Annotated in this window: 12 protein-coding genes and 5 pseudogenes; 10 read left to right on the top strand and 7 right to left on the bottom strand. The window is 66.7% G+C overall.

Features of this window, described 5'->3' with window-relative positions:
- The first annotated feature begins 43 nt into the window (after positions 1-43).
- The 6 genes and pseudogenes from LNW71_RS03255 to LNW71_RS03230 form a co-directional block, all read left to right on the top strand.
- Positions 44-1,206: pseudogene (locus LNW71_RS03255) on the top strand (ROK family glucokinase).
- Between the two features lie 14 nt (positions 1,207-1,220).
- Positions 1,221-1,817 (top strand): hypothetical protein, encoded by a 597-nt coding sequence (locus LNW71_RS03250; RefSeq protein WP_250966827.1) that lies wholly within the window; start codon positions 1,221-1,223, stop codon positions 1,815-1,817.
- Between the two features lie 150 nt (positions 1,818-1,967).
- Positions 1,968-3,911, top strand: a complete 1,944-nt coding sequence (locus tag LNW71_RS03245; protein ID WP_250966826.1) for an amino acid transporter — start codon at positions 1,968-1,970, stop codon at positions 3,909-3,911.
- A 174-nt stretch (positions 3,912-4,085) separates the two neighbouring features.
- Positions 4,086-4,523: an SAV_915 family protein gene (locus LNW71_RS03240; protein ID WP_250966825.1), complete on the top strand. Its 438-nt coding sequence runs from the start codon at positions 4,086-4,088 to the stop codon at positions 4,521-4,523.
- Between the two features lie 9 nt (positions 4,524-4,532).
- Positions 4,533-5,912, top strand: coding sequence for a diaminopimelate decarboxylase (lysA, locus tag LNW71_RS03235; RefSeq protein ID WP_250966824.1), 1,380 nt, complete (start codon positions 4,533-4,535; stop codon positions 5,910-5,912).
- Positions 5,913-6,171: 259 nt separating this feature from the next.
- Positions 6,172-6,342 (top strand): annotated as a pseudogene (locus LNW71_RS03230) (Asp/Glu/hydantoin racemase); the annotation flags it as partial.
- A gap of 1,602 nt (positions 6,343-7,944) precedes the next feature.
- On the opposite strand, the gene LNW71_RS36380 reads toward LNW71_RS03230, so the two are convergent.
- From LNW71_RS36380 to LNW71_RS03215, 3 genes are all read right to left on the bottom strand, one after another.
- Positions 7,945-9,156, bottom strand: a complete 1,212-nt coding sequence (locus LNW71_RS36380) for a LuxR C-terminal-related transcriptional regulator (protein ID WP_250966823.1) — start codon at positions 9,154-9,156, stop codon at positions 7,945-7,947.
- Positions 9,132-10,307 (bottom strand): hypothetical protein, encoded by a 1,176-nt coding sequence (locus LNW71_RS03220; protein WP_250966822.1) that lies wholly within the window; start codon positions 10,305-10,307, stop codon positions 9,132-9,134. Before LNW71_RS03220 ends, LNW71_RS36380 begins: the two co-directional genes overlap by 25 nt.
- A 612-nt stretch (positions 10,308-10,919) precedes the next feature.
- Positions 10,920-11,348, bottom strand: coding sequence for a deaminase (locus LNW71_RS03215; RefSeq protein WP_250966821.1), 429 nt, complete (start codon positions 11,346-11,348; stop codon positions 10,920-10,922).
- A 596-nt stretch (positions 11,349-11,944) separates the two neighbouring features.
- On the opposite strand from LNW71_RS03215, the gene LNW71_RS03210 reads away from it, so the two are divergent.
- Positions 11,945-14,776, top strand: coding sequence for an AAA family ATPase (locus LNW71_RS03210; protein ID WP_250966820.1), 2,832 nt, complete (start codon positions 11,945-11,947; stop codon positions 14,774-14,776).
- 200 nt (positions 14,777-14,976) lie between these two features.
- The gene (locus LNW71_RS03205; protein WP_250966819.1) at positions 14,977-15,825 is read left to right on the top strand and encodes a poly-gamma-glutamate hydrolase family protein; all 849 of its coding nucleotides are present in this window, start codon (positions 14,977-14,979) and stop codon (positions 15,823-15,825) included.
- 466 nt (positions 15,826-16,291) lie between these two features.
- On the opposite strand, the gene LNW71_RS03200 is transcribed toward LNW71_RS03205, so the two are convergent.
- From LNW71_RS03200 to LNW71_RS03185, 4 genes and pseudogenes are all read right to left on the bottom strand, one after another.
- Positions 16,292-19,102 (bottom strand): AAA family ATPase, encoded by a 2,811-nt coding sequence (locus LNW71_RS03200; RefSeq protein WP_250966818.1) that lies wholly within the window; start codon positions 19,100-19,102, stop codon positions 16,292-16,294.
- Between the two features lie 522 nt (positions 19,103-19,624).
- Positions 19,625-19,987 (bottom strand): hypothetical protein, encoded by a 363-nt coding sequence (locus LNW71_RS03195; protein WP_250966817.1) that lies wholly within the window; start codon positions 19,985-19,987, stop codon positions 19,625-19,627.
- A 25-nt stretch (positions 19,988-20,012) separates the two neighbouring features.
- Positions 20,013-20,123, bottom strand: a pseudogene (locus LNW71_RS36815) (IS5/IS1182 family transposase); the annotation flags it as partial.
- Positions 20,124-20,134: 11 nt separating this feature from the next.
- A pseudogene (locus tag LNW71_RS03185) lies at positions 20,135-20,281 on the bottom strand (IS5/IS1182 family transposase); the annotation flags it as partial.
- Between the two features lie 174 nt (positions 20,282-20,455).
- On the opposite strand from LNW71_RS03185, the gene LNW71_RS36810 reads away from it, so the two are divergent.
- Entirely contained in the window at positions 20,456-20,830 is a 375-nt protein-coding gene (locus LNW71_RS36810; protein ID WP_285802034.1) for a MerR family transcriptional regulator, read from the top strand.
- Positions 20,831-20,888: 58 nt separating this feature from the next.
- A pseudogene (locus tag LNW71_RS36805) lies at positions 20,889-21,300 on the top strand (transposase family protein); the annotation flags it as partial.
- Positions 21,301-21,341 lie beyond the last annotated feature (41 nt).

Raw genomic sequence — 21,341 nt, 5'->3', positions numbered from 1 at the left:
CCTGGATCACCTCGACCCGGGCCACCCCGACCCCTCAGGGACGATGAGCACGTACCGCGACTTCACACACCGCGGCTCCGCCCGCGCCACCGTCCTGCGGACCGTCGGCACCCGGGAGCGGCGCTCGCACCTCACCGCGCCGCGGGTCCCCACCGTCGGCATCGACATCGGGGGACGAAGGTGATGGCCGGGGTCGTCGACGCCGACGGCAACATCCTGGAGACCCTGCGCACCGAGACGCCGGACAAGTCCAAGAGCCCCAAGGTCGTCGAGGACACCATCGTCGAACTGGTCCTGGACCTCTCCGACCGTCACGACGTGCACGCGGTGGGTATCGGGGCGGCCGGCTGGGTCGACGCGGACCGCTCCAAGGTGCTGTTCGCCCCGCACCTCGCGTGGCGCGACGAACCCCTGCGCGACGCCATCGCCTCCCGGCTCGTCGTCCCCGTCATGGTCGACAACGACGCCAACACCGCCGCCTGGGCGGAATGGCGCTTCGGAGCGGGGCGCGGCGAGGACCACCTCGTCATGATCACCCTCGGTACGGGTATCGGCGGCGCGATCCTGGAGGACGGTCAGGTCAAGCGCGGCAAGTACGGCGTCGCCGGTGAGTTCGGCCACATGCAGGTGGTGCCCGGCGGCCACCGCTGCCCCTGCGGGAACCGTGGCTGCTGGGAGCAGTACAGCTCCGGGAACGCACTCGTCCGGGAGGCCAGGGAGCTGGCCGCCGCGGACTCCCCGGTGGCCCACGGAATCATCGAGCGGGTCAAGGGCAACATCCCCGACATCACCGGACCGCTCATCACCGAACTGGCCCGCGAGGGCGATGCGATGTGCATCGAGCTGCTCCAGGACATCGGCCAGTGGCTCGGCGTCGGCATCGCCAATCTGGCCGCCGCGCTCGACCCCTCCTGCTTCGTCATCGGAGGGGGCGTCAGCGCCGCCGACGACCTGCTGATCGGACCGGCCAGGGACGCCTTCAAACGCCACCTCACCGGCCGCGGCTACCGCCCCGAGGCCCGGATCGCGAAGGCGCAGCTCGGCCCGGAGGCGGGTATGGTCGGCGCCGCCGACCTCGCCAGGCTGGTGGCCCGCAGGTTCCGCCGCACCAACCGGCGCCGCGTCGAGCGGTACGAGCGGTACGCACAGATCTACGACCAGGCCGCGAGCACCATCCGTAACACCCGCAACACCCGTACTTCCTAGGGATCACCACACCCATGAACGCAGCCGAGCACCCCGTCGTGCCGCGTCAGTCCCCGCCGCCCGACGAGGGCGGCGGGCGGCCGCCGCAGGACAGGCGCAGAACGATCCGCAGGCGCCTGATCACGGCGACCATCATCGTGCTGCTCATCGGCGTCCCGGCCGGATATCTGCTGATCTCCGCCGGACAGAGCCGCCGCTCCGGCCAGGACAAGGCGGCCGAGGCCGCCGCGCAGGGCCTCCGCGAGGGCTGGCCGTCCCGGATGCTGCGCCGGATCTTCGAGGTGCCGATCCCCCGCGACGCGGTGGAGGTCGAGTACTACGAGACCAACAACTGGAAGGCCAGCCGGATGTACGTGCAGTTCCGCACCACGTCCAACGGCCTCGACCGCTTCCTGACCCAGGTCGGCACCGGCCGCGCCGCGCTGACCGCGGGGAAGGTCACCGTCGGCGCACGCGACACCAAGATCGCGGGCTGGTACTTCGGTGACGGCGTCGTGTGGGCGGGGACCACCCACACGAACAAGGACCCGCGCCCCACCCAGGACATCACCGTCGACATGAGCGACCCGATGTCCCCCGTCGTCTACGTCGTCTCCGCGGCCACTCCCTGACCGGACCCGGCAGCACCACGGGTCGCCGCGCGAGAAGCGGAAGGACACAGGGCTGACGGTCCCCGTCACCGTCCGTGATCCTGATGACTCCGACCTGCATACTCGCTCCTTGCACACCGATTCGGCGAGCAGGACGGGAAGTACGCGCAGATGAGCGGAGAGCGGGAAGGACATGCCGCCCGGACCTGGCTGCTGGAAGGGCTGAGCGAGCAGTCGGCCCGCCACCCCGGCCCGCACGGCACCCCGCCGACCGAGCACAAGGGCCATACCTGGTGGCGCGTGATGTGCCTGACGGGCGTCGACTACTTCTCCACGCTCGGCTATCAGCCGGGCATCGCCGCACTCGCCGCAGGGCTGCTCTCGCCCCTGGCCACCCTGGTGCTGATCGCGCTGACCCTGGGCGGCGCGCTGCCGGTGTACCGGCGAGTGGCCAAGGAGAGCCCGCACGGTGAGGGCTCGATCGCGATGCTGGAGCGGCTGCTCCCCTGGTGGGCCGGGAAGATCTTCGTCCTGGTGCTGCTGGGTTTCGCGGCCACCGACTTCATCATCACCATCACCCTGTCGGCCGCGGACGCCTCCGCGCACGTGGTCGAGAACCCCTTCGCCCCGCACTGGATGGACGGCGGCAACGTCTGGATCACCCTCGTGCTGGTCGGGGGCCTGGGCGCGGTCTTCCTCAAGGGCTTCCGCGAGGCCATCGGCATCGCGGTGGTCCTCGTCGGCCTCTACCTCACGCTCAATCTGGCCGTCCTCGCGACCTCGGCGTGGCAGATCCTGTCCGAGCCCGTCGTGATCGGGAACTGGTGGGACGCGATGACCGCTGCCCACTCCTCACCGCTCGCCATGATCGGGGTGGCGCTGCTGGTCTTCCCCAAGCTGGCCCTGGGCATGTCCGGTTTCGAGACCGGCGTGGCCGTCATGCCGCAGATCCGGGGCGACTCCACGGACACGTACGAGAAGCCCGCCGGGCGGATCCGGGACACCCGCAGGCTCCTCACCACCGCGGCACTGATCATGAGCTGCTTCCTGCTGCTCTCCAGCCTGGCCACCACCATCCTGATCCCCGAGGACGACTTCGAGTCCGGCGGGCCGGCCAACGGCCGCGCCCTGGCCTACCTGGCGCACGAGCACCTGGGTGAGGCCTTCGGGACGGGGTACGACGTGTCGACGATCGCGATCCTGTGGTTCGCCGGCGCCTCGGCGATGGCCGGCCTCCTCAACCTCGTACCGCGCTATCTGCCCCGCTACGGGATGGCACCGGAGTGGACGCGTGCGGTGCGGCCCCTGGTGCTGGTCTTCATGGCGATCGCGGTCGGCATCACCCTCTGGTTCCACGCGGACGTCGACGCGCAGAGCGGTGCGTACGCGACCGGAGTGCTGGTCCTGATGCTCTCGGCGTCCTTCGCCTCGACCATCGCCGCCCGTGCGCGCGGTCACCGGAAGGCGGCCGTCGGCTTCGGCGTCATCGTCGTGGTCTTCGCGTACACCCTGGTCACCAACGTCATCGAGCGCCCGGACGGCATCAAGATCGCCGCACTGTTCATCACCGCCATCCTGCTCACCTCGTTCGCGTCCCGCATCCACCGGGCGTTCGAACTCCGTGCCACGGCGGTGACGTTCGACGAGTCGGCCTCGAAGATCATCGACGAGGCCGCCGCCTCGGGGCCGTTGCGGATCATCGCCAACGAGCCGCAGGAGCACAGCACGGCCGAGTACCGGGCCAAGGAGTACAGCCAACGCGAGCAGACCCATATCCCTGGCGGCCGTCCCGTCCTGTTCCTGGAGGTGTTCGTCCGCAACTCCTCCGACTTCCGGGCCGACCTGCACGTGCACGGCGACGAGAAGCACGGTGCCCGGCGGCTGCGGGTGGAGGGCGCCGTCGTACCCAACACGATCGCCGCCGTGCTGATGGAGCTGCGCGAGCGGACCGGGGAGGTGCCCCACGGCTACTTCAACTGGACCGAGGGCAACCCCGTGGGGCACCTGCTGCGCTTCCTCGTCTTCGGTCACGGCGAGGTCGCACCCGTGACGCGCGAAGTGCTGCGCCGCGCCGAACCCGATCTGACGCGACGGCCGCGCATCCACGTCGGCTGACCCGCACATGGCCGGCGCGCCGTCGCGTCGTCAACCGGGCATCAAGGGTCGGGTGCGCGGGATCAAGAGGCCGCTAACGGGCGGGCCGGCGCCGCGGCGGCGGGCATAGCGTCATGACAGTGCCCCGGCCCGCCAGTGGTCCGGGGCGACGCGACCGCCTCCACGAGGAGCGCCATGAACGACCACCAGCGTGCCGAGGACCCCGACCCCCTTGAACGGAACCGGACCGGAGCACTGTTCGTACCGGTCCGGTCCGGGCCTGCCGGCCACTGCGTCCGCCTCTTCCGTACGCCCCTGGGAGCCCGCACCGCAGTCGCCTTCACCGACGAGCGACGGCTGGCCCTCACCCTGGGACAGCGGCAGACCTGGATCAGGCTCTCCGAGCCGGCGGTGCGCGCCCTCGTCGCACCCCTGGGCGCACTCGGCCTCGTCGTCGACCCGCTGCTCGCCGCCCCCGGACCCGGCGCCGCACCCACCGCGCAGCGCGCCCCCCGCCCGGCTCCGGCGTCGCAGCGGGAGAGCCGTCCGGTCCGGAACGCGCGACCGGCCGGGGGAGTCCGTGCGACCGGTTCGGCAGCCGTCGTCCCCGGCATCGACCTTCTGATCGGCTGAGGGAGCACCATGACCACATCACTGCCGGTACCTGTCGTGCCGGCCCCGACGCCGGCCGCCCCGCCCGCAACCGCGCTACCGCCGGCGCACGCTGCCGCGCTGTCCGTCTGGCCCGCTTCGGCCCGGCTCGTCTCCCGCGGCGATGTCTCGGTCGCAGGCGTCTCCCTCGTCGAGACGGCCGAGCGGTTCGGCACCCCGGTCTACCTCCTTGACGAGGGAGAGGTGCGGGAGCGCTGCCGTACGTACACGCGCGCCTTCCCGGACACCGACGTCGTCTACGCGGCGAAGGCCTTCCTCTGCCGCGCCCTCCTGCACTGGGTACAGGAGGAGGGCCTCGGCCTGGACGTCTGCTCCGCGGGCGAGCTGGAACTCGCCGTCACCACCGGCTTCCCGCCCGAGCGCATCGTGCTGCACGGCAACGCCAAGAGCCCCGACGACCTGAGCGCGGCGCTGCGCCTGGGCGTCGGACGCATCGTCATCGACAGCGCCTGGGAGATCGCCCGGCTGGCCACGCTCGTTCCGGCCGGCGCCCGCCAGAAGGTGCTGGTGCGCGTGGTTCCGGGGGTGAGCGCGGGCAGCCACGTCGCTGTCCGCACCGGCACGGACGACCAGAAGTTCGGGCTCTCCCTCACCGACGGCAGCGCCCAGCACGCCGTCGCACGGATCCTCGCACAGCCCGGACTGGAACTGACCGGCCTGCATTGCCACATCGGCTCGCAGATCACCACGGTCAAGCCCTACCTGACAGCTCTGCGCCGGGTGGTGGGGCTGCTCGCCCAGATCCGTCAGCAGCACGGAGTCGTGCTCCCCGAACTGGACCTGGGCGGCGGCCACGCGGTCGCCTACCGGCCGGGGGAGAGCGCGCTCGACATACCGTCCTTCGGCAGCCGCATCCGTCGCGAACTGGCCACGAGCTGCGCCGCGGCAGGCCTCCCCGTGCCCCGGCTCACCATCGAGCCGGGCCGCGCGCTGGTCGGGCCGGCGGGCGTGGCGCTCTACCGGGTGCTCGCGGTCAAGAGGACGGGAAACAGGGTCTTCGTCGCCGTCGACGGCGGAATGAGCGACAACCCGCGGCCCGCGCTGTACGGAGTCCGCTACGCACCCCGGCTCATCGGCAGGCGCTCGACAGCCGGGCCCTGCACGGCGACCGTCGTAGGCCGGCACTGCGAGGCGGGCGATGTGCTCGCCCCCGATGTGGAGATGCCGGGCGACGTCCGCCCCGGAGACCTGGTGGCCGTCCCGGTCGCGGGGGCCTATCACCTCTCCATGGCATCGAGTTACAACGCGGTCGGCCGTCCACCCGTGGTAGCCGTCCACGAGGGACGTGCCCGGCTTCTGGTACGCCGCGAATCCCTGGCCGACATCAACAGCCGCGATCTCGGGCTCTGAGCGGTCCACGCGGGCAGCGGTGAGCGGCCGAGGGCAGGCCGCCGTCGAGGTCGGAGCCGAAGGCTGCGGCGCCGGCCGTCCGCCCCCATGGGGAGTATCCGTGGCCCCAGACGATGCCATCGGCCCGAGCGTCGCCGCAAGCCTCCCCGGACACCGGGTGCCGTCCGTCAAGCAGCCGGACCGGTCCTGACAGTCAATCAGCAGAAGTGCAAGCGCGGCGTGGGCCGGCGGACGACTGTCCGCCGGCCCACGCCGCACTGTCGCCGAGCGCGTGGTCGCACGTACCGGGGTGCCGGGCGTCGACGGGGTGAGCGCCGCGGTGACGATCGCCGAGTCCCTCGTCCGTCTCGGCCTGTCCACCTCCAAGGTGCGCACATACGCACCGCCTCGCCCCAAGCGGATCGTCAACTGGCCCCCGCGGGCGGCCTGAAGCGCTCGCGCGCGAGGTCGGGGCCGGGGCTCGGGGGATCGGTCCCGGCCTCGCGCGCGATCCCCGGAGCACGCAGCAACCGGGACGAAGTCCGGAGCAGCGGCACGGGAGGGGGACCCCCATCCGGACCGAGGCGCGTCGCCGTGGCCGCCCCCTATAAAGCGGCGGCTGAAAGGCGCCCGCCGGGTGCCCGTGTGGCGGACAGCGGCTCTCCCGTCCGCGACAATAGAACTCGGCCGACGGTCAACCAGACCAATCCGTAAGGCATTTGGATCCGAATAGTTCAGGGGACAGGTCCGGCATCGTTGCCGGGCCTGGTCCGCGCGCGCGTGCGCGGACCCCCGGTGGCGGATGAGCGATGCCGGCGAACGGCCCGGCGGACCGAGACAGGTGGAGACGCAGATGGGCATACCGAGTGCGGCAGTCGACGACGCACGGGACCTGCGGGACGGCAGCAGACCCGCAGACGACGACGGAGACGGCCACCGGAGCGGGGACCCTCGCCGCGAAAGCGGCCCTGAGGGGCACCACGCCCCGGACGCCGGCCCGTCCGATGTGAGCGCCCTCCCCGACGGGACGGGCCCCCGAATCGCCATGCCGCCCGCCCGGCCGGTCTTCGTGGACGCCACCGGGAAGCGCAGCCGTACCTGGCGTCGTGCCGGCACTCTGACGGCTGCCTGCTGTGCCTGCTACGCCATGACCGTGGTCGCCTCGCTGATCGGAGGCGACTCCAGCGCGCCCTTCCTCCAGCTGCCCCGCGCGATGGGCCTGGACCGCGCGACCGGTGAGCGGCCGCCCCAGGCCCAGGGTGAACGCGAAGCCGCACCGGCCACCGACTCCGGGGCCCGTGCGCGGGCGGCCGGTGTCCATGGCCCGGGGATCTGGCCCACCGTTCCTCGGCCGCCGGCAGCATCCGCCGGACCGGCCAACATGCCCGAAGTCGACTCGGGACCCGCTGTGCCTTCCTCCGGTTCGAAGACGTCCGGTACGAAATCATCCGGTACGAAGACATCCGGTTCGACGGGCTCGGGAGTGAAGAACCCCGGATCGAACGCGTCCGGTGTGCAGACCCCCGCCCCCGGTTCCGACGGCACCGAGCAGCCCGGCGCCGGGGGAGGGGAGTCCACGAGCAAGCCCACCCCACCCGCTCCGGGCACCACCCCGGGACACCTTCCACCGGCGGTGACCACGCGCACGACCATGAGAACGGGGACACGGACACCTCCGGCGGGCCGCTCGGTGACCTGCTGGGCGGACTGCTCGGAGGACTGCTGGGAGGGTCCTGAGCCTGTTCACGGCTGCGGCGCGCGGTCAGAGCAGCGGGGTCGCACGACGGCGGCGCCCGAATGCGTCCCGTGGCGGGCTCGGCGCGTACGGGGGCGTGAACAACGGGCGAAAAACGGAACTCCACCGGAGCATTCCGGCCGGGTCTCGTCCACGCCCGCGCGTCGACAGCAGGCGCGCCAAACGCCGTCGTGGCTGATGCCGGTGCCTGGTCCGGCCAGGGACGGTCACCAGCGAGGCGGTGCGCCGCAGCCACCGGGCAGTCTCGCGGTCCAGCACACCCCACGGTCCTGGGCGCCCCGCTCGTGCGCGCTGCCGTTACGGCTGGACCAGGGCCTTCAGGGCTCGGCGGTTCCTGACCCCCAGTTTCCGGTAGACCCGGTACAGGTGATTGTCGACGGTCCGTACCGAGATGACCAGACGCTCTGCTATTTCCTTGTTCGACAACCCTCCCGCCACCTGCCTGGCGATCTCTCGCTCCCTACGACTCAGAGGCAGGGTGTCCTCAATGATCTGAAGCAGCAGAGTGGGCGTGCCATCGTAGGTCTTGCGCGCCTCGGCACACCGGCGTGCGGTGGCGGTGGCGCGGCGCGGCTCCCCTGCCTTGCGGAACATTCTGGAGGCGACTGCCCACGCTTCTGCCGCGTACAGCGGGGCTCCGGCAGCAGTGAAGTCCTCGGCACACCGGGCAACATGGTCCGCGTTGCCCGACGCTACCGCACCGGCGAACGCGAAGCGCGCCCGGTCCAGCGTCCCCTGAACGTCGTCGACCCAAGGGCCGCAGAATTCGACGGCGCAGTCTGCGTTGTCCAGGCGCGTCATGAGGTGAACAACGTCTGCCAGCTCTGCATAGGCTCCGGTTCGTTTCGCCCTGTTCGCTGCTTCCTTGAGGACCTTCATCGCGGTCCCGACACGACCGCGATGGGCCTCGAGCATGGCGGAGGCCAGGTCGATCTCCACTCGGTGGAGCCCTTCTTGCGGGCATTCCGTCAGCCTGGCTGCCGCAGATTCGATCAGCTCGGCATCATCGAGATGCAAGGAGCTGAACAGGGCCCCGGCACAGGCCAACTGTCGCATGATCAGCATGCCGTCGCTCTCACTCGCGGCGACGAACAGCCGGTGTGCTTCGGACACTTCGCCCTGGTCGAAGAGTAGCCGGGCAAGCATGACGCCTGCCCTGTCGGCCAGGGGAGTGTTACGTGCCGCTGCAGCCTGGCGCACCATCCCGCGCAACTCGTGAGTCGCTTCCTGGATGTCACCGCTGATGCCACGCGCGTACGCGGTGAGCACGGAGAGGTTGAGCGCGTCGTAGTGGAGTACATCCGACTCCTGGACGTGGGACCGGGCCCAACCGAGCCGGGGAACAAGCTCCAGGCAGTCCAGCGGACGCCCGATGCTGAGCAGTGCAACGAGTGCTGCAGACCCAGCCATCGCCACCAGCTCCGGATCCTCGCTCTGCAGTACGGACCGAGCGATCTGCCAGGAGTCCTGAGGCCGCCCACCCATCATTTCGGCAACTGCTCCGTCCACGGAAAGGCAGTCAGGGGTGGGGGTTTGAAGCATGGGGGGTGGGGGAGCGGCGCTCTCCAGTGCGTTGTGGCTCTCGTCGCTCCCTGCTGGGCGTGGGCTCGCTCCGTGTCGTGCACCAGGCGTCCTCTTCCCAGGACTTCCTCGGCTTCGGCCCTCTCTCGCGGGCCTGCTTCCGTCGTCACCTCTCGCAGGATTCGTTCGGCAGCTGGGCGGTTGCCCTGATGCATCAAGATCTTGGCAAGGAGGATGCCTGCGGAACCGGTGCCATGTTGGTCCCAGGCCCGTTGGGCGAGCACTTCAGCGCCGTGCCAATCATGATTCCACCATGCTGAGCAGGCCGCCTCCAGCAGCGATCGCTCGGGCAGAACCTCCCCCAACTCCTGTCGCCACATGACCAGCTGGACGTGCGCCACCGTTTCTGCTTCCGCATGCGTCTGCAACAGATCGATGAGCAGGCCCAGAAGCCGCCGCCGCCGGAGTGGGGGCAGTTGCGCGATGACAACACGTGAGGTGAGCTGTTCCGCAGGACCGATCCACAGCTCAGATGTCTGCTCGAAGACGGTGAGCAGCTCTCGGTTCTCCAGTTCTTCCCAAATCGGCATGGGAGCAAGTTGACGTGCCAGGGACAGCGGCATGCTCCGGGACAGGCTCAACGCTTCGAATGCCGACAGCTCATCGACATGGAGCCCCGCCAACCGCGGGGACAACAGGTCCGTCAGTCGGGATGACGTCAGAGGCTCGTCATTGTCTATCCACATCCCCGCGTTATGTACGAGAATTCCCTCCTCCAGAGCACAGGAGAGCAATTCACGCAGGGCTATGAGATTGCCGCCGGCGAGCATGGCGAACCGGGCTGCGGTGACCGGTGCCAGTGGCTCGGTGACCATGACGCCGCAGACCCGGGCAACATGGTCTTCGTTGAGCGGGTCGACGTTGAGGCGGCAGAGCCACCCGTCCTTCCAGAGGGACAGCACCTCGGAGGGGGCGGCGGCATTGTCGCTCGTGACCACCACGATGGCACATGTGCGCTCGCGGGCAAGGTGCAGCAACAGTGCGGCGGAGGCGTCGTCCAGAAGGTGGGCATCGTCCACGCACAAGAGGAACGGACCGGTCTGCTGCGCTCTGCCCAGCTCCGCGGCAGCCTCGGACACGGTTCGAGGGGCTCTCATCCCGGAGGCAGCCATGGCGGTGCTCACCGTATGCAAGGGGAGTACTGCACACTAATCGAGGGCTGCATGATCAGCGTGCGCATTCCCCGGCCCCGCGCCGCAGCCGCCAGCTCGTGCAACAGCCTGGACTTGCCCACGCCGTCGGGCCCGGCAAGTACCACCCCGCAGTGCTGCGTCGTACGCAACACCGCTTCGGCGTCACTCAAGATCTTTTCTCGCCCCACGAGCGGTGGATGAGGGAGGACCTGCTGTCCTATGGGCCCCTCGGGCACATCTTCGAAGGGGCGGTTCCGGTCGTAGGAGATGCTCATCAGTTCCTTCTCACCACCGAGGGCCGACAGCTACTCGCCCACTTGGCCTGATACAGACAGCCACGGCACCCTGCGGCGAGGTCATCTCAACCACTCCACCGTGCCACACCAGCTCAAATCGTTGGGCTACTACTCAGCCCCATGACACCTCTTACTCAATTCGACAGCATTGGGGGGTGGCCCTTAGCAGCCCCCAAAGATCCACTCCCAGTGGGTGGCGCGGCAGCCGCAATGGTCGCGCACGAGCCAGGGCCGGCTGTGGCCCGGGTGAGCTGCCGGCTCGTCAACGGCGCGCCCCGGGTTGCCGCCGAATCGAACGAATTCTTGCAGTACTTGCGGAACGCCGGTCAAGATCTCCGGGCAGCGCGATATCCAGAACCTCTATTTCGCTGGTGGTGGCGGTGAAGTAGACGCGTGAAATGCCAGACTTGGTGAGCATGTTCTTGCAGCGCGGACACGGCGCGGCAAGCATTGGTGCGCCTGACTTGTTGATGCGCGCAACGTACATGATCAATCCGTAGGTCCTGGCGGCGCGGCGCAGAGTGGCTTCCTCGGCATGGAAAGAGGCATTGTGGTGATCTATTTCAGGAGCGTTTCGAATCCGGTTGGGTGAGGCTGCCAGGATTCGATTTCCGGCTATGAGGACGGCCCCCACTCTCTGTCGGCAGTGAGAACGCAGAGCTTGGCGAATTGCTAGATCCATCAGCGCCATGAAACCGTCGGTTCTCGTGAAATCGAATTGGGGCGGATCGCGTAGTGGAGAAGCCTCTGGAAGCTGCCGGCGCTTGGGACGTGCTGAGCCCTCCTTGAGCAGACCGGCTCCAGTGCCGGCTCGGCATACCCATCCTCGGTGTGCTCCGCGAGATTGCATGAGTGATTCATACCTAACAGGGACTGGCCGGCGCCTGCCGGCACTGTCTTGCGCCCCGTCGGCAGCCGCTGCACATTGACCTGGCGCATAATCCTGCACATAACCCGGTTCCGTGGGCCAGCCGACGTGCTTACGCTCGGTCGTCGGTCGCTCACCAAGGGCACCTGTCGTCCATGGAATGGCGTTCAGGCCGATGATTTCGGTGCATGCGAATCCGCACCGCTGCGCGCGGGTGCCATGTCCTGAGGTATCGAAATGGACGTATGGGGCATGAAATATTATCAGCAGATCGGCGGGGTCGAATTCTGTACGTGAATCAGTCCGGAGGGAACCCCGCCGTGATGGGGCTCAAAGGGATATCTACTCTCTCCGCGTGACGTTCGCACTCGATGTGATTGTTCAGCGACAGAGCAGAGGGCGGAAGTTAGGGTGCGAGGGTGGAACCACAGTTGTTGGAACGTGACCGGGAACAGCAGCAATTGACTGAGGCTTTGGACTCTGCGCTACGGGGTGAAGGCCGATTTGTCATGGTGAAAGGACCGGCAGGTGTAGGCAAGTCTCGGCTGCTGGATACCGCGCGCCGATCGGCGGAGAGAGCAGAGTGCCGGGTACTGGCTGCCCGGGCGACGGATTTGGAACAAGGCCACGCGTTCGGTGTGGTCCGGCAGCTCTTCGAACCAGTTCTGGCGCGGTTCGGCGGGGTGGATCATGAAATGCTGGCTGGGCCCGCACGGCAGGCGTTGGCAGTGGTGGATCCGAACTCGCCCGAGGCGTCTCTTCCCATGGGGGATTTCACCGTTCTGCACGGCCTGTACTGGCTCCTTGTGAGTCTGTGTGATGAAGGCACGGTAGTGCTCGTCGTTGACGACATGCAGTGGGCGGACGAGGCATCCCTGCGCAGTCTGGCCTATCTGTTGCCGCGACTGGAAGGTCTTTCGCTGCTGGTTGTGGCCGGTACCCGTCCCGTCGACTCGGGTGCCCAGCAGCGATTGCTGGATCACATCGAAGCCGATGAGGCGGTTAGCACGATGCGTCTCACAGCTCTGAGCCCACAGGCGTCGGCCAAGCTGGCGGGCGAAGAGCTGGGACCGGATGCCGACGAGGCTTTTCGCTCAGCGTTCCACCAGCTGACCGGCGGAAATCCGTTGCTGGTCCGGGAGCTGGCTCGCGCGGTGGCGGCCGAAGGACTGCGGCCTGTCGGCTCGCAGACGGAACGGCTTTCCGCGCTGTCCTCTCGTGCGGTGGGCCGGCGGGTCGCGGTGCGGTTGTCCTCGGTGGGGCCCGAGGGCCAGAGCTTCGCCCGAGCTGCTGCTCTCCTGGGGGAAGGCGCCGAACTCCGCGAAGTCTCCGCGGTGGCGGGCATCAGCACCAGCCGTGCTATGGACCTTCTGGGCCGCCTGGCGACCATCGATGTTCTGCGCCCGCAGACACCTCTGGAATTCGTGCACCCACTCATTCTGGCCGCTGTGTATGAGGACATGGAACCAGCGGACCGACTGTGCGGGCACGCTCGGGCGGCCACCCTGCTTTCCGAATCGGGTGCGTCGACCGAGCGGGTCGCCACCCAACTGCTCCGCACGCTGCCGACCGGAGAACCGTGGGTGGCTGAGGTATTGCACAAGGCGGCGCGAGAGGCTTCGGCGAAAGCCGCGCCCGAGAGCGCCCTCGCCTACTACGGGCGTCGCCTTCAAGAACCCTTCACCTCAAAGGAGGAGGAGGTCGACATACTGATGGCGGCGGGTACGGCGGCTCAGCTGATCGACCAGGATCGGGCGGTGGTGCATCTGGGGCGTGCCCTGCAGCTGGCGGAGGATTCCGAGCAACGCGCGGCCATCGTCAGCAGGCTCGGAGCTTCCCTGTTCATGCTGAGTCGGCAACGGGATTCGGTGGCCCTCTATCAGCAGGCCATCACTGAACTGGACGAGAATCATTCCGACATGCGGCGGCGCTTGCAGGCATCGCTGATCAGCGTTACTGCCGGCACACCGGAGCTCAACAGCGTGGCCGACCGTATGTGCGCCGAGTTGAAGGACCAGACCGAGGCAGACGATCTGGGAAGCCGGATGCTGGGTTCTCTCATTACCTGGCACGATGCGATTGCGGGCACCATCGATGCTGCCACGGCCACCCGTGGAGCTCTTCACGCGCTTGGTGACGGCCAACTGATCGAGCACGTCAACGAGAGTGAAATGGTGCCCGATGCGGTATGGGTCCTCGTTGCAGCCGACCGGGAAGAGGTACTGGCTGTGTGCGAGGCCTCTCAGAAGAGAGCGCAGCGGGACGGCTCCATCGCGGGGGTCGGCGTAAGTATGGTGTTTCGATCCTTGGCGTGGCTGCGCCGCGGGGCACTTCCCGAGGCTGAAGCAGTTGCACGACAGACAATGCGAATCATTGAAGCTACTCGTATTGATGTTGTCCGCCCCTTCGTGGCGGCATTTCTCGCGGAAACGCTTATGGAGCAGGGTCGGCTCTCCGAAGCCGAGGCGGCTCTGGAATGGGCCGACCACGCGGGACGTCTTCCTAAGACGGGGCAACTCTATTGGTTGCAAGCCGGCCGAGCCCGACTGGCTATTCTTCAAGGCCGGTACCACGAAGGTTGGGAGGCCATGCGACGTTGTGGAAGCATGAGTGCGGCGCACGGCTGGAACAATCCTGCTTTTCTGCCGTGGCGGAGCGAGGGCGCGGTCGCTCTGCACGCATTGGGCCGCCCTGAAGAGGCTCTTACGTTGGTTCGCGAGGAGCTCCTCCTCGCCCAGCAGTGGGGCGCGCCCAAGACGCTCGCGCAGGCACTGCGCGCTACCGCTCCGCTCGTCGCCGAGGAAGAGGGAATCAGCCTTCTACGTCGTGCCGCGTCCTGCGTGAAGTCCTCGCCGGCCCGACTCGAGTACGCCAAGACCCTCCTTGAGCTCGGAACACTCCTGAGCCGCACCGGCGAACGTGCGGAAGCCCGTGGCCACCTGCGCACCGCACTCGACCTGGCCGACGCCTGCGCCGCTGCTCCCTTGGCCGACCGTGCCAGGGCCGAGCTGCGAGCCGCCGGAGCCCAGCCGAGACGCTCGGCGCTCACGGGCGTGGAAGCGCTCACACCCAGCGAAGAGCGCATCGCCCACCTGGTAGTCGCCAACCAGACCAATCGCGCGATCGCTCAGAAACTCTTCATCACTCCCAAGACGGTCGAGGTGCATCTCACCAGCATCTACAGAAAGCTCGACGTCACCAATCGGCACGATGTGGCTTCGGCTCTGGACCCTCATGCCCCACCAGGGTGAGGTGGGTTCCTCGCAGCAAGGTGCCACCACGAAGTGGACGCGAGGTGGAGTGCGCTCCACGAGTGGGATGGGAGCGCATGCATTACGCCGGGGTCGCGCCGGGCCGGGTCCTCGTTCAAGGGAACCCACTACTCATTTCCACTACTCAGATCCGGCAACTGGTCTGGTGCCGGAGCGGTGGGGACCAGCAGGATTCAGCCATGGGAAGCATGAAGCGGAGAACCGTCCTGACTGCGCTGGCCTCGGCCGCCGTCGGTGTGCCCGCGTACACGGCCCTTGCGGACGCCAGTGCCGTGGGAACGGCGGGTGATAAGTACATCTCCAATACAGAGCTCTATCGTGAATTGGCGGAAAACGAAGGGGTCGACTGGGCGCGGCGGTACCGCAGGTCCGCGGGTTCGGTTCGTACGGCGATCCTTGCTCCTCATGGGGGCGGTATCGAGGCGGGGACCTCCGAACTGTGCCTCGGCATCGGGGGATGCAGGCCCGATCAGCCGGCCCGGCAGCTGTTCTCCGGCGCAGCATACGGATATTGGATGTTCGAGGGCCTGCGAAGCTCTGGCAACTCGGCCCTCCACGTGACCTCGGCCCATTGCGACGACCCGTTCGCGCTCGCTCTGGTGAAGGGCAGCGCATTCGCCCTCTCCCTGCACGGCTGTCGTGCCGAACAGTTGGCGGACGGCCCGGTCGATCTGGTGAGGAGCAAGAACCGGGCGGTCTTGGTCGGCGGCCTCGACACGACGCTCGGGGCCGCGGTGAAGCAGGCCATCCGCTCCGCCTTCACTCCGGCGCAGATCGCGATCCTCGACGGCAGTAAGGTACCGGGGCTGGACGGAGGCGACAAAGCGAATGTCGTCAACCGCACCTCCACCGGGCGTGGCGTCCAGCTGGAGATGACCACCGAACTCCGCCGTGCGATGTTCGGCGATGCGTCCAGCCCGGCGAAGCGCCGGGACACCTACGACGCGTCCGGCGCCTATTTCACGAAGTTCTGCGGAGCGGTGCGCAGCGCGATCCACCAGCACGAAAACAGCGCTCAGAGTCATTGACAGTGCGGTTGATGCGCTGGGAGGGCGATGAGGGCTGCCGTTGTCCGACGAAGGCAGACCGGCTGCTGTCTTGTCGCCCTCAGCGGATGCGGCGGCGGAGAGGTTCGTGGGGTCGGGTGACGATGCCGGCGGATGGCATGGTCGGTGACCCCGTCGCCCACGGATGGGCGGACGCACTGTCGGCATCGCGGCCGTCCTTCCGGATCGAAAGCCGGCAGTACGCTGGACTCGCGGTCAGGACACTGGCCGACGGCCCGGTTTGTGGCCACGATGCCGCTGGCGGGCTTCCCGGGGCGTGCGGTCCTGCGCGGTGGTCACTCACCTGCTGGGCAGTCCCGTAACTGAGCTTCTACATCCAGGGTGTTGGTAAGGACCGGATGGCGGGGACCATCGGTGGGCTCCATGCCTGGGAAGCGCTGAACTCCTGACGCGGACACGGTCAAGCCTTCGAATTGGCACGTTGGTCTTACGCAAGGCACCGTGCCAGCTCGGAACGCGAAGTGACGCCGAGCTTTCGATACGAGCTGCTCAGGTGCACTTCCACTGTCTTGGCCGACACGAACAGGGCCTGGGCGATCTGACGATTGGTCGCTCCCTCTGCTGCGAGCTCAACGATTCGCCGTTCGCTGGGTGTGAGAGCTTCGACGCCTGAGTGGTATCGCTTGTGCGGGCGCACGCCCGCAATGGAAAGCTCTATGGATATCTGATCGGCCAAAGGCTTGGCACCTGTCAGACGAGCCAGCTCCAGAGCTGCTTGCAGATGCTCCTTGGCTGCCCCTCGCCGGCCTGACCGCCGTTGCGCCGAACCCAGGTCTGACAGTGCCTTTGCATATTCCAACCGGGCAGGAGACCCCTTGAGGATCTCCATGGCTTCTTCCAGCATGTGCAAACCCTGAGGCCCGCTGACCAGACCGCCTACACGCAATGCACGACCCAGAGGTCGCGGGACCGCCCACTTGCGCGCAAAGAAGATTTCCTCGTCCACGTAGACACGTGCCTCCTTCGAGCGGCTCAGTGAATAAAGGGAGAGAGCTGCCTCGGAGCGCCAGGCGAGAACTGCCGGATTTGAAATGTCATGCTGGGCGGCGCGGTCACCGCAAATGATTGCGGCTTGCAGTGCCGCTTCATAGTTTCCGTTCAGCCGTAGCAGGCGCGCCCTGCTCTCCAGCAACCAGTACACAGGACCGGATGTCGTTGCCGGAACACCGGCCCAGTCGAGAACCGAAGAGGCTTCCTTCAGCCTGCCCTGCTCCATGAGAGTATCTGCCAGATATGCCCCGGCTATGGGGACGCCGATAGTGGCCCCTGCTGTTTCGATGGCCTGGACAGACTTTCGCAGATCTATTTCAGCTTCGCGCAAGTCTCCTCGCTGAAATCTGTTTCTTCCCCGGAACATGTAAGCGGGACCCAAATCCCTCAGCGCTCCGTGTCTCTCTCCCTGCTCCACGCAGGTATCAAGAATATCTTCTGTCTGCTCCGCATCGGCGGCGAGGAGCGTTATCCAGCCGCAGACCTGCGGGCTGTCCCCGATGGCATAACGTGAGAGAACTCCGTCGGATATCCCTCTGATGGCACGTTCTATGCCGGCTCTTCTGCATCGCACCATGTCGTGGAAAGAGATAATGCAATCGAGAAGCTTCCCTCCGATATTCGAATCCGGCGGGATGCTCCAAGAGTGTTCATACTGCCCAACGATGTCCTGGCAGGTCGGCTCGACGGCAGCAATGTTGAGGAGGTAGGCAAGTATCTTTTGCTGCAGTTCGCTCTCGCCTGGGAGCACTCTTGACAGAGATCGTTCCAGGATTTTTCGAGCTTCATGATTTCGTGAGCTGTAGAGAAGTGCTACACCGAGAGAATATCCGATCCGGCTCTGATCGCCCGGGGCGGATGCCAATTCGTAGGCTTGGTGCAGGGAGGCTACAGCGGCCTCCAGGTCAACTCTCAAGGCGACATGTCCCAGGCTTTCGAGGAGCTCCAGACGCTCTCCTTCATTGCGCACTGGCTCCAGGAGGCATCTGCGCAAATACTTCAGGGCACTTTCCGGGGCCCCTTGTTCCAACGCATCGGAGACGGCGGTCTGCAGCAGCTGCATTTGAACCGGGTCGCCGGTGGCCGAAGTCAACAGAAGGTGGGCGGCGATCTGTTGTGAGTCCGCACCAGATTGCGCCAGTATGGTCGCCGCACGCGAGTGCGCGTCCGCTCGCTCGGCATAGCTCTGATTCTCATACACAGCGACGCGGATCAGCGGGTGGACGAATTCGATATGTCCGGTTCCATGAAGCGGTACGGAGGTCGTACGGATTATTTCCATCCCTACGAGAGTCCTTGTTGCTTCCAGGGCTTCCGCCGGGGAGATCTCAGCCAGACTTGCCACTATTGCAAGGTCCACGTGGCTTGAAAATATGGAGGCTGCTCGGGCGAACTTGGTTATTGCGAGGGGCAGGTGGGAAAGTCGGCGTGCAACCCATCGAACGATGGATCTGGGCCCGATACCGAAAACTCTTGCGGAGTTCGCGAAGCTCGGATCAATGTTTTCGGAAGTAATACTTCTGATCAGTTCGCGAAGATATAGAGGATTACCTGTGGTTGCCTCGAAGCATGAACGCAAAAAATCTGGATCCGATTTCCCTAGCTGTCTTCTCAGGATATTGAGAGTTGCCGCATGTGACAACGGCGAAAGTGAGAGCCGTAGAGCGGCGGATGAGTCCACGAGGTCCAGCAGCCTTGTCTCCGAGATTGGTTCGCTCGGTCGCCTCGCCACAACCAACGCGAGCGGGAGATCCTCCAGTTCCGGCAGGAGCTTGAGGACGAAACGCAGGGAGGAAATATCAGCCCACTGCATATCATCCATGATGAGTGCGAGGGGATGGGACCGGCACATATTGGCGACAAGTCGAACGAGCCCATTCAGCGTGGCGGATTCGCCTTCGTTCTCGATTCTGGAACCGATCTGCCCCAGCACGTGGCGGGCAGGAGCTGCTGCACCGCTGAGCCACTCATCCGTTCGACCATGGCGTTCGCTATGGAGCGCCGGCTCCATGAGCTGTCGCACGACGCCAAAGGGGAGTTCCTGTTCCAGCTCCGACCCGCGAGCGTAGAGAAGGCTGAATTCGGCGGTTTGCGGCAATGTGCTCAGTTCGGACAGAAGTCGCGACTTACCTATTCCGGCAGCACCGTCAATGACGGAGAGGCTGCCCGCCGACTCGCGGGCGGCATCGAAAGCCCGTGCCAGAGATTCCAGCTCCGTGTCACGCTCGACGATCTCCCAGCCGCACATAGCTCCAGGCTCCCGGATGCTGGGATCACACACAAGCCGCGACGCGAAATGGTGACTCTTCGTGGTTGCGCTATGGCGATTTGTGTTGACCGGGCGGTCCATGGGTGCTTCGACCTGTTGCGCTTGACTCTCAGTCAGGCACACGCGGGCAGCAGTTCCAGCAGGCGGACCCAAAGTCGGCGAGCCCAATGGTCGTATTCGCTGAATCAACCCATGTTGCCACTAGTGGAAATGGGATTATCCAATGGGCGGTCTCGGTATCGGGGAATGGTCACTGGTGGAGATGGAAGTGTGTACATTCCAGAGGCGAGGCATGCTCGGCGAGCGTGCCGGTTCCGGTCATGCGAGCAATCCAGCTGCGGGGTGTGGCCCACCATTGCTCGGTCGGGGACTGCGGGTGTCCTGGCCGGCGGGCCCCTGTGCCCTGGCCGGCAGGGGGCCAGGGCATTGCTCACTGCACGTCGAAGTCGGCACTCAGTAGATCCACAACAACGGAGTTCCCGAGATTGTTGGTGAAGCAGGCTACCCATCCCCGAGTTCCGCCTTCTCGAACGGATTCGAGTCGCACATCGAGGCCACCCATACCGGACTCCTGCCCGCGTCCAACCTGGCGAAGAAGCCATCCGAGCCGAGTGCGCCGTCTCCACCGCAGATGAAGCCTGACCGGTCGGGGAGCGCGACGAAGCATTGTGGATGGATGTCGATCTCGGTCACGCTCAGCGGGCTCTCCGCCAGCAGGGCGTCCAGGTCCAGCGGTGGCCCGAGGGCGAATCGCGACAGCGCCGGGCCGTCGGTCTCGATGGTGCGCGCCGAACCGTCGGCTCTGTAGAGTCCGCTCCGGGTCGGCGCCTTGCCCGCCGTCCAGAGGTCCGTGATGTGGCTCATTTCCTGTCGCCCTCCTTGTTGATCACTTCAGCACGCCGACGGAGAGGTCCCGGACCTGGACCTGCTCGAGCAGGCGGGCCCGCGCTCCGTCCGCCTCCCAGCGGGCGAGACGCCCATACACCGTCTCCCACGGCCCATTGAGGTTCTTCAGCGGTGCCGCTCCAGGGTGAGCACGGCTTTGGCAATTGACGTCGTGCGGTTCGGGCTGCAACGGGCGTGACGGAAGATCCTCCAGGACTTGAGGCGGGCAACGCCGCGCTCGACCGGGGCGTGGGTCATGGCCAGCGCCCAGTTCACGGCATGCTGGGTGGGTGAGGCCGCAGCGCGGTGGCCACCCTCAAAGCTCAATGGGCCGTAGCTCGCGGACCGGTGAGCATTCCCCGTCTTCAACCCCGAGGCGCAGCGAGCGCGAGTTGACCCTCCCCTTACGTCAGGCTTGAGGCTGTGTACCGACGAAAGGGCAGGTGGATGAGCTACTCCGTGGGGCAGGTCTCGGCCTTCGCCGGGGTGACGGTGCGGACACTGCATCATTACGACAAGGCGGGGCTACTCTCGCCCAGTGACCGCAGCCACGCCGGATACCGGCTCTACAGTGAGGCTGACCTGGTCCGTCTCCAGCAGATCCTCTTCTACCGTGAGCTCGGCTTCCCCCTCGACGAGATCGCCGCGATCTTCAAGGATCCGCAGGTAAACCCCTTGGAACGGCTCCGGGCCCGGCAGCGGCAGCTGAGTGAGGAGATCGCCAGGCTGCAGCGGGCTGGCCGAGGTGGCGGAACGGGCGATAGAGGTCCAGAAGACCGGGGTGTCCCTGACTCCTCAGGAACGCTTCGAGGTCTTCGGTGAAATCACCTTCGACCTGAGCTATGCCACCGAGGCAGAACTGAAGTGGGCGCGCTCGGAGGACTACTCGGCCAAGCACCGCCGCCACGGCGTGAACGTGCAGGTAGTCACCGATCCTGGCGGCCGGCTGCTGTGGCTTTCCCCCGCACTGCCGGGGCCGCGCCCATGACCTGACGGCCGCCCGTACCCACCGGATCATCCGTATCTGCGAACGCCAGGGCATCCCCATCCTGGCCGACCTCGCCTACCAAGGAGGAGGTCCCTGGGTCACGACCGGCGTCAAGCGCCGACCGCACTGCGGCCTCACCCCCACCCAGCAGACCGCGAACCGGGCGTTGGCCCGAACCCGCGCCCCGGTCGAGCGCGGCGTTGCCCGCCTCAAGTCCTGGAGGATCTTCCGTCACGCCCGCTGCAGCCCAAACCGCATGACGTCAATTGCCAAAGCCGTACTCACCCTGGAGCGGCACCGCTGAAGAACCTCATTGCCTGCCGGCAGGTAACGCCACGCCCGCCT

Source organism: Streptomyces sp. RKAG290 (assembly GCF_023701695.1).
Lineage (GTDB): Bacteria > Actinomycetota > Actinomycetes > Streptomycetales > Streptomycetaceae > Streptomyces.
Note: the sequence above shows the minus strand (reverse complement) of the source record. Positions and strands in the feature narration are given on the sequence as shown.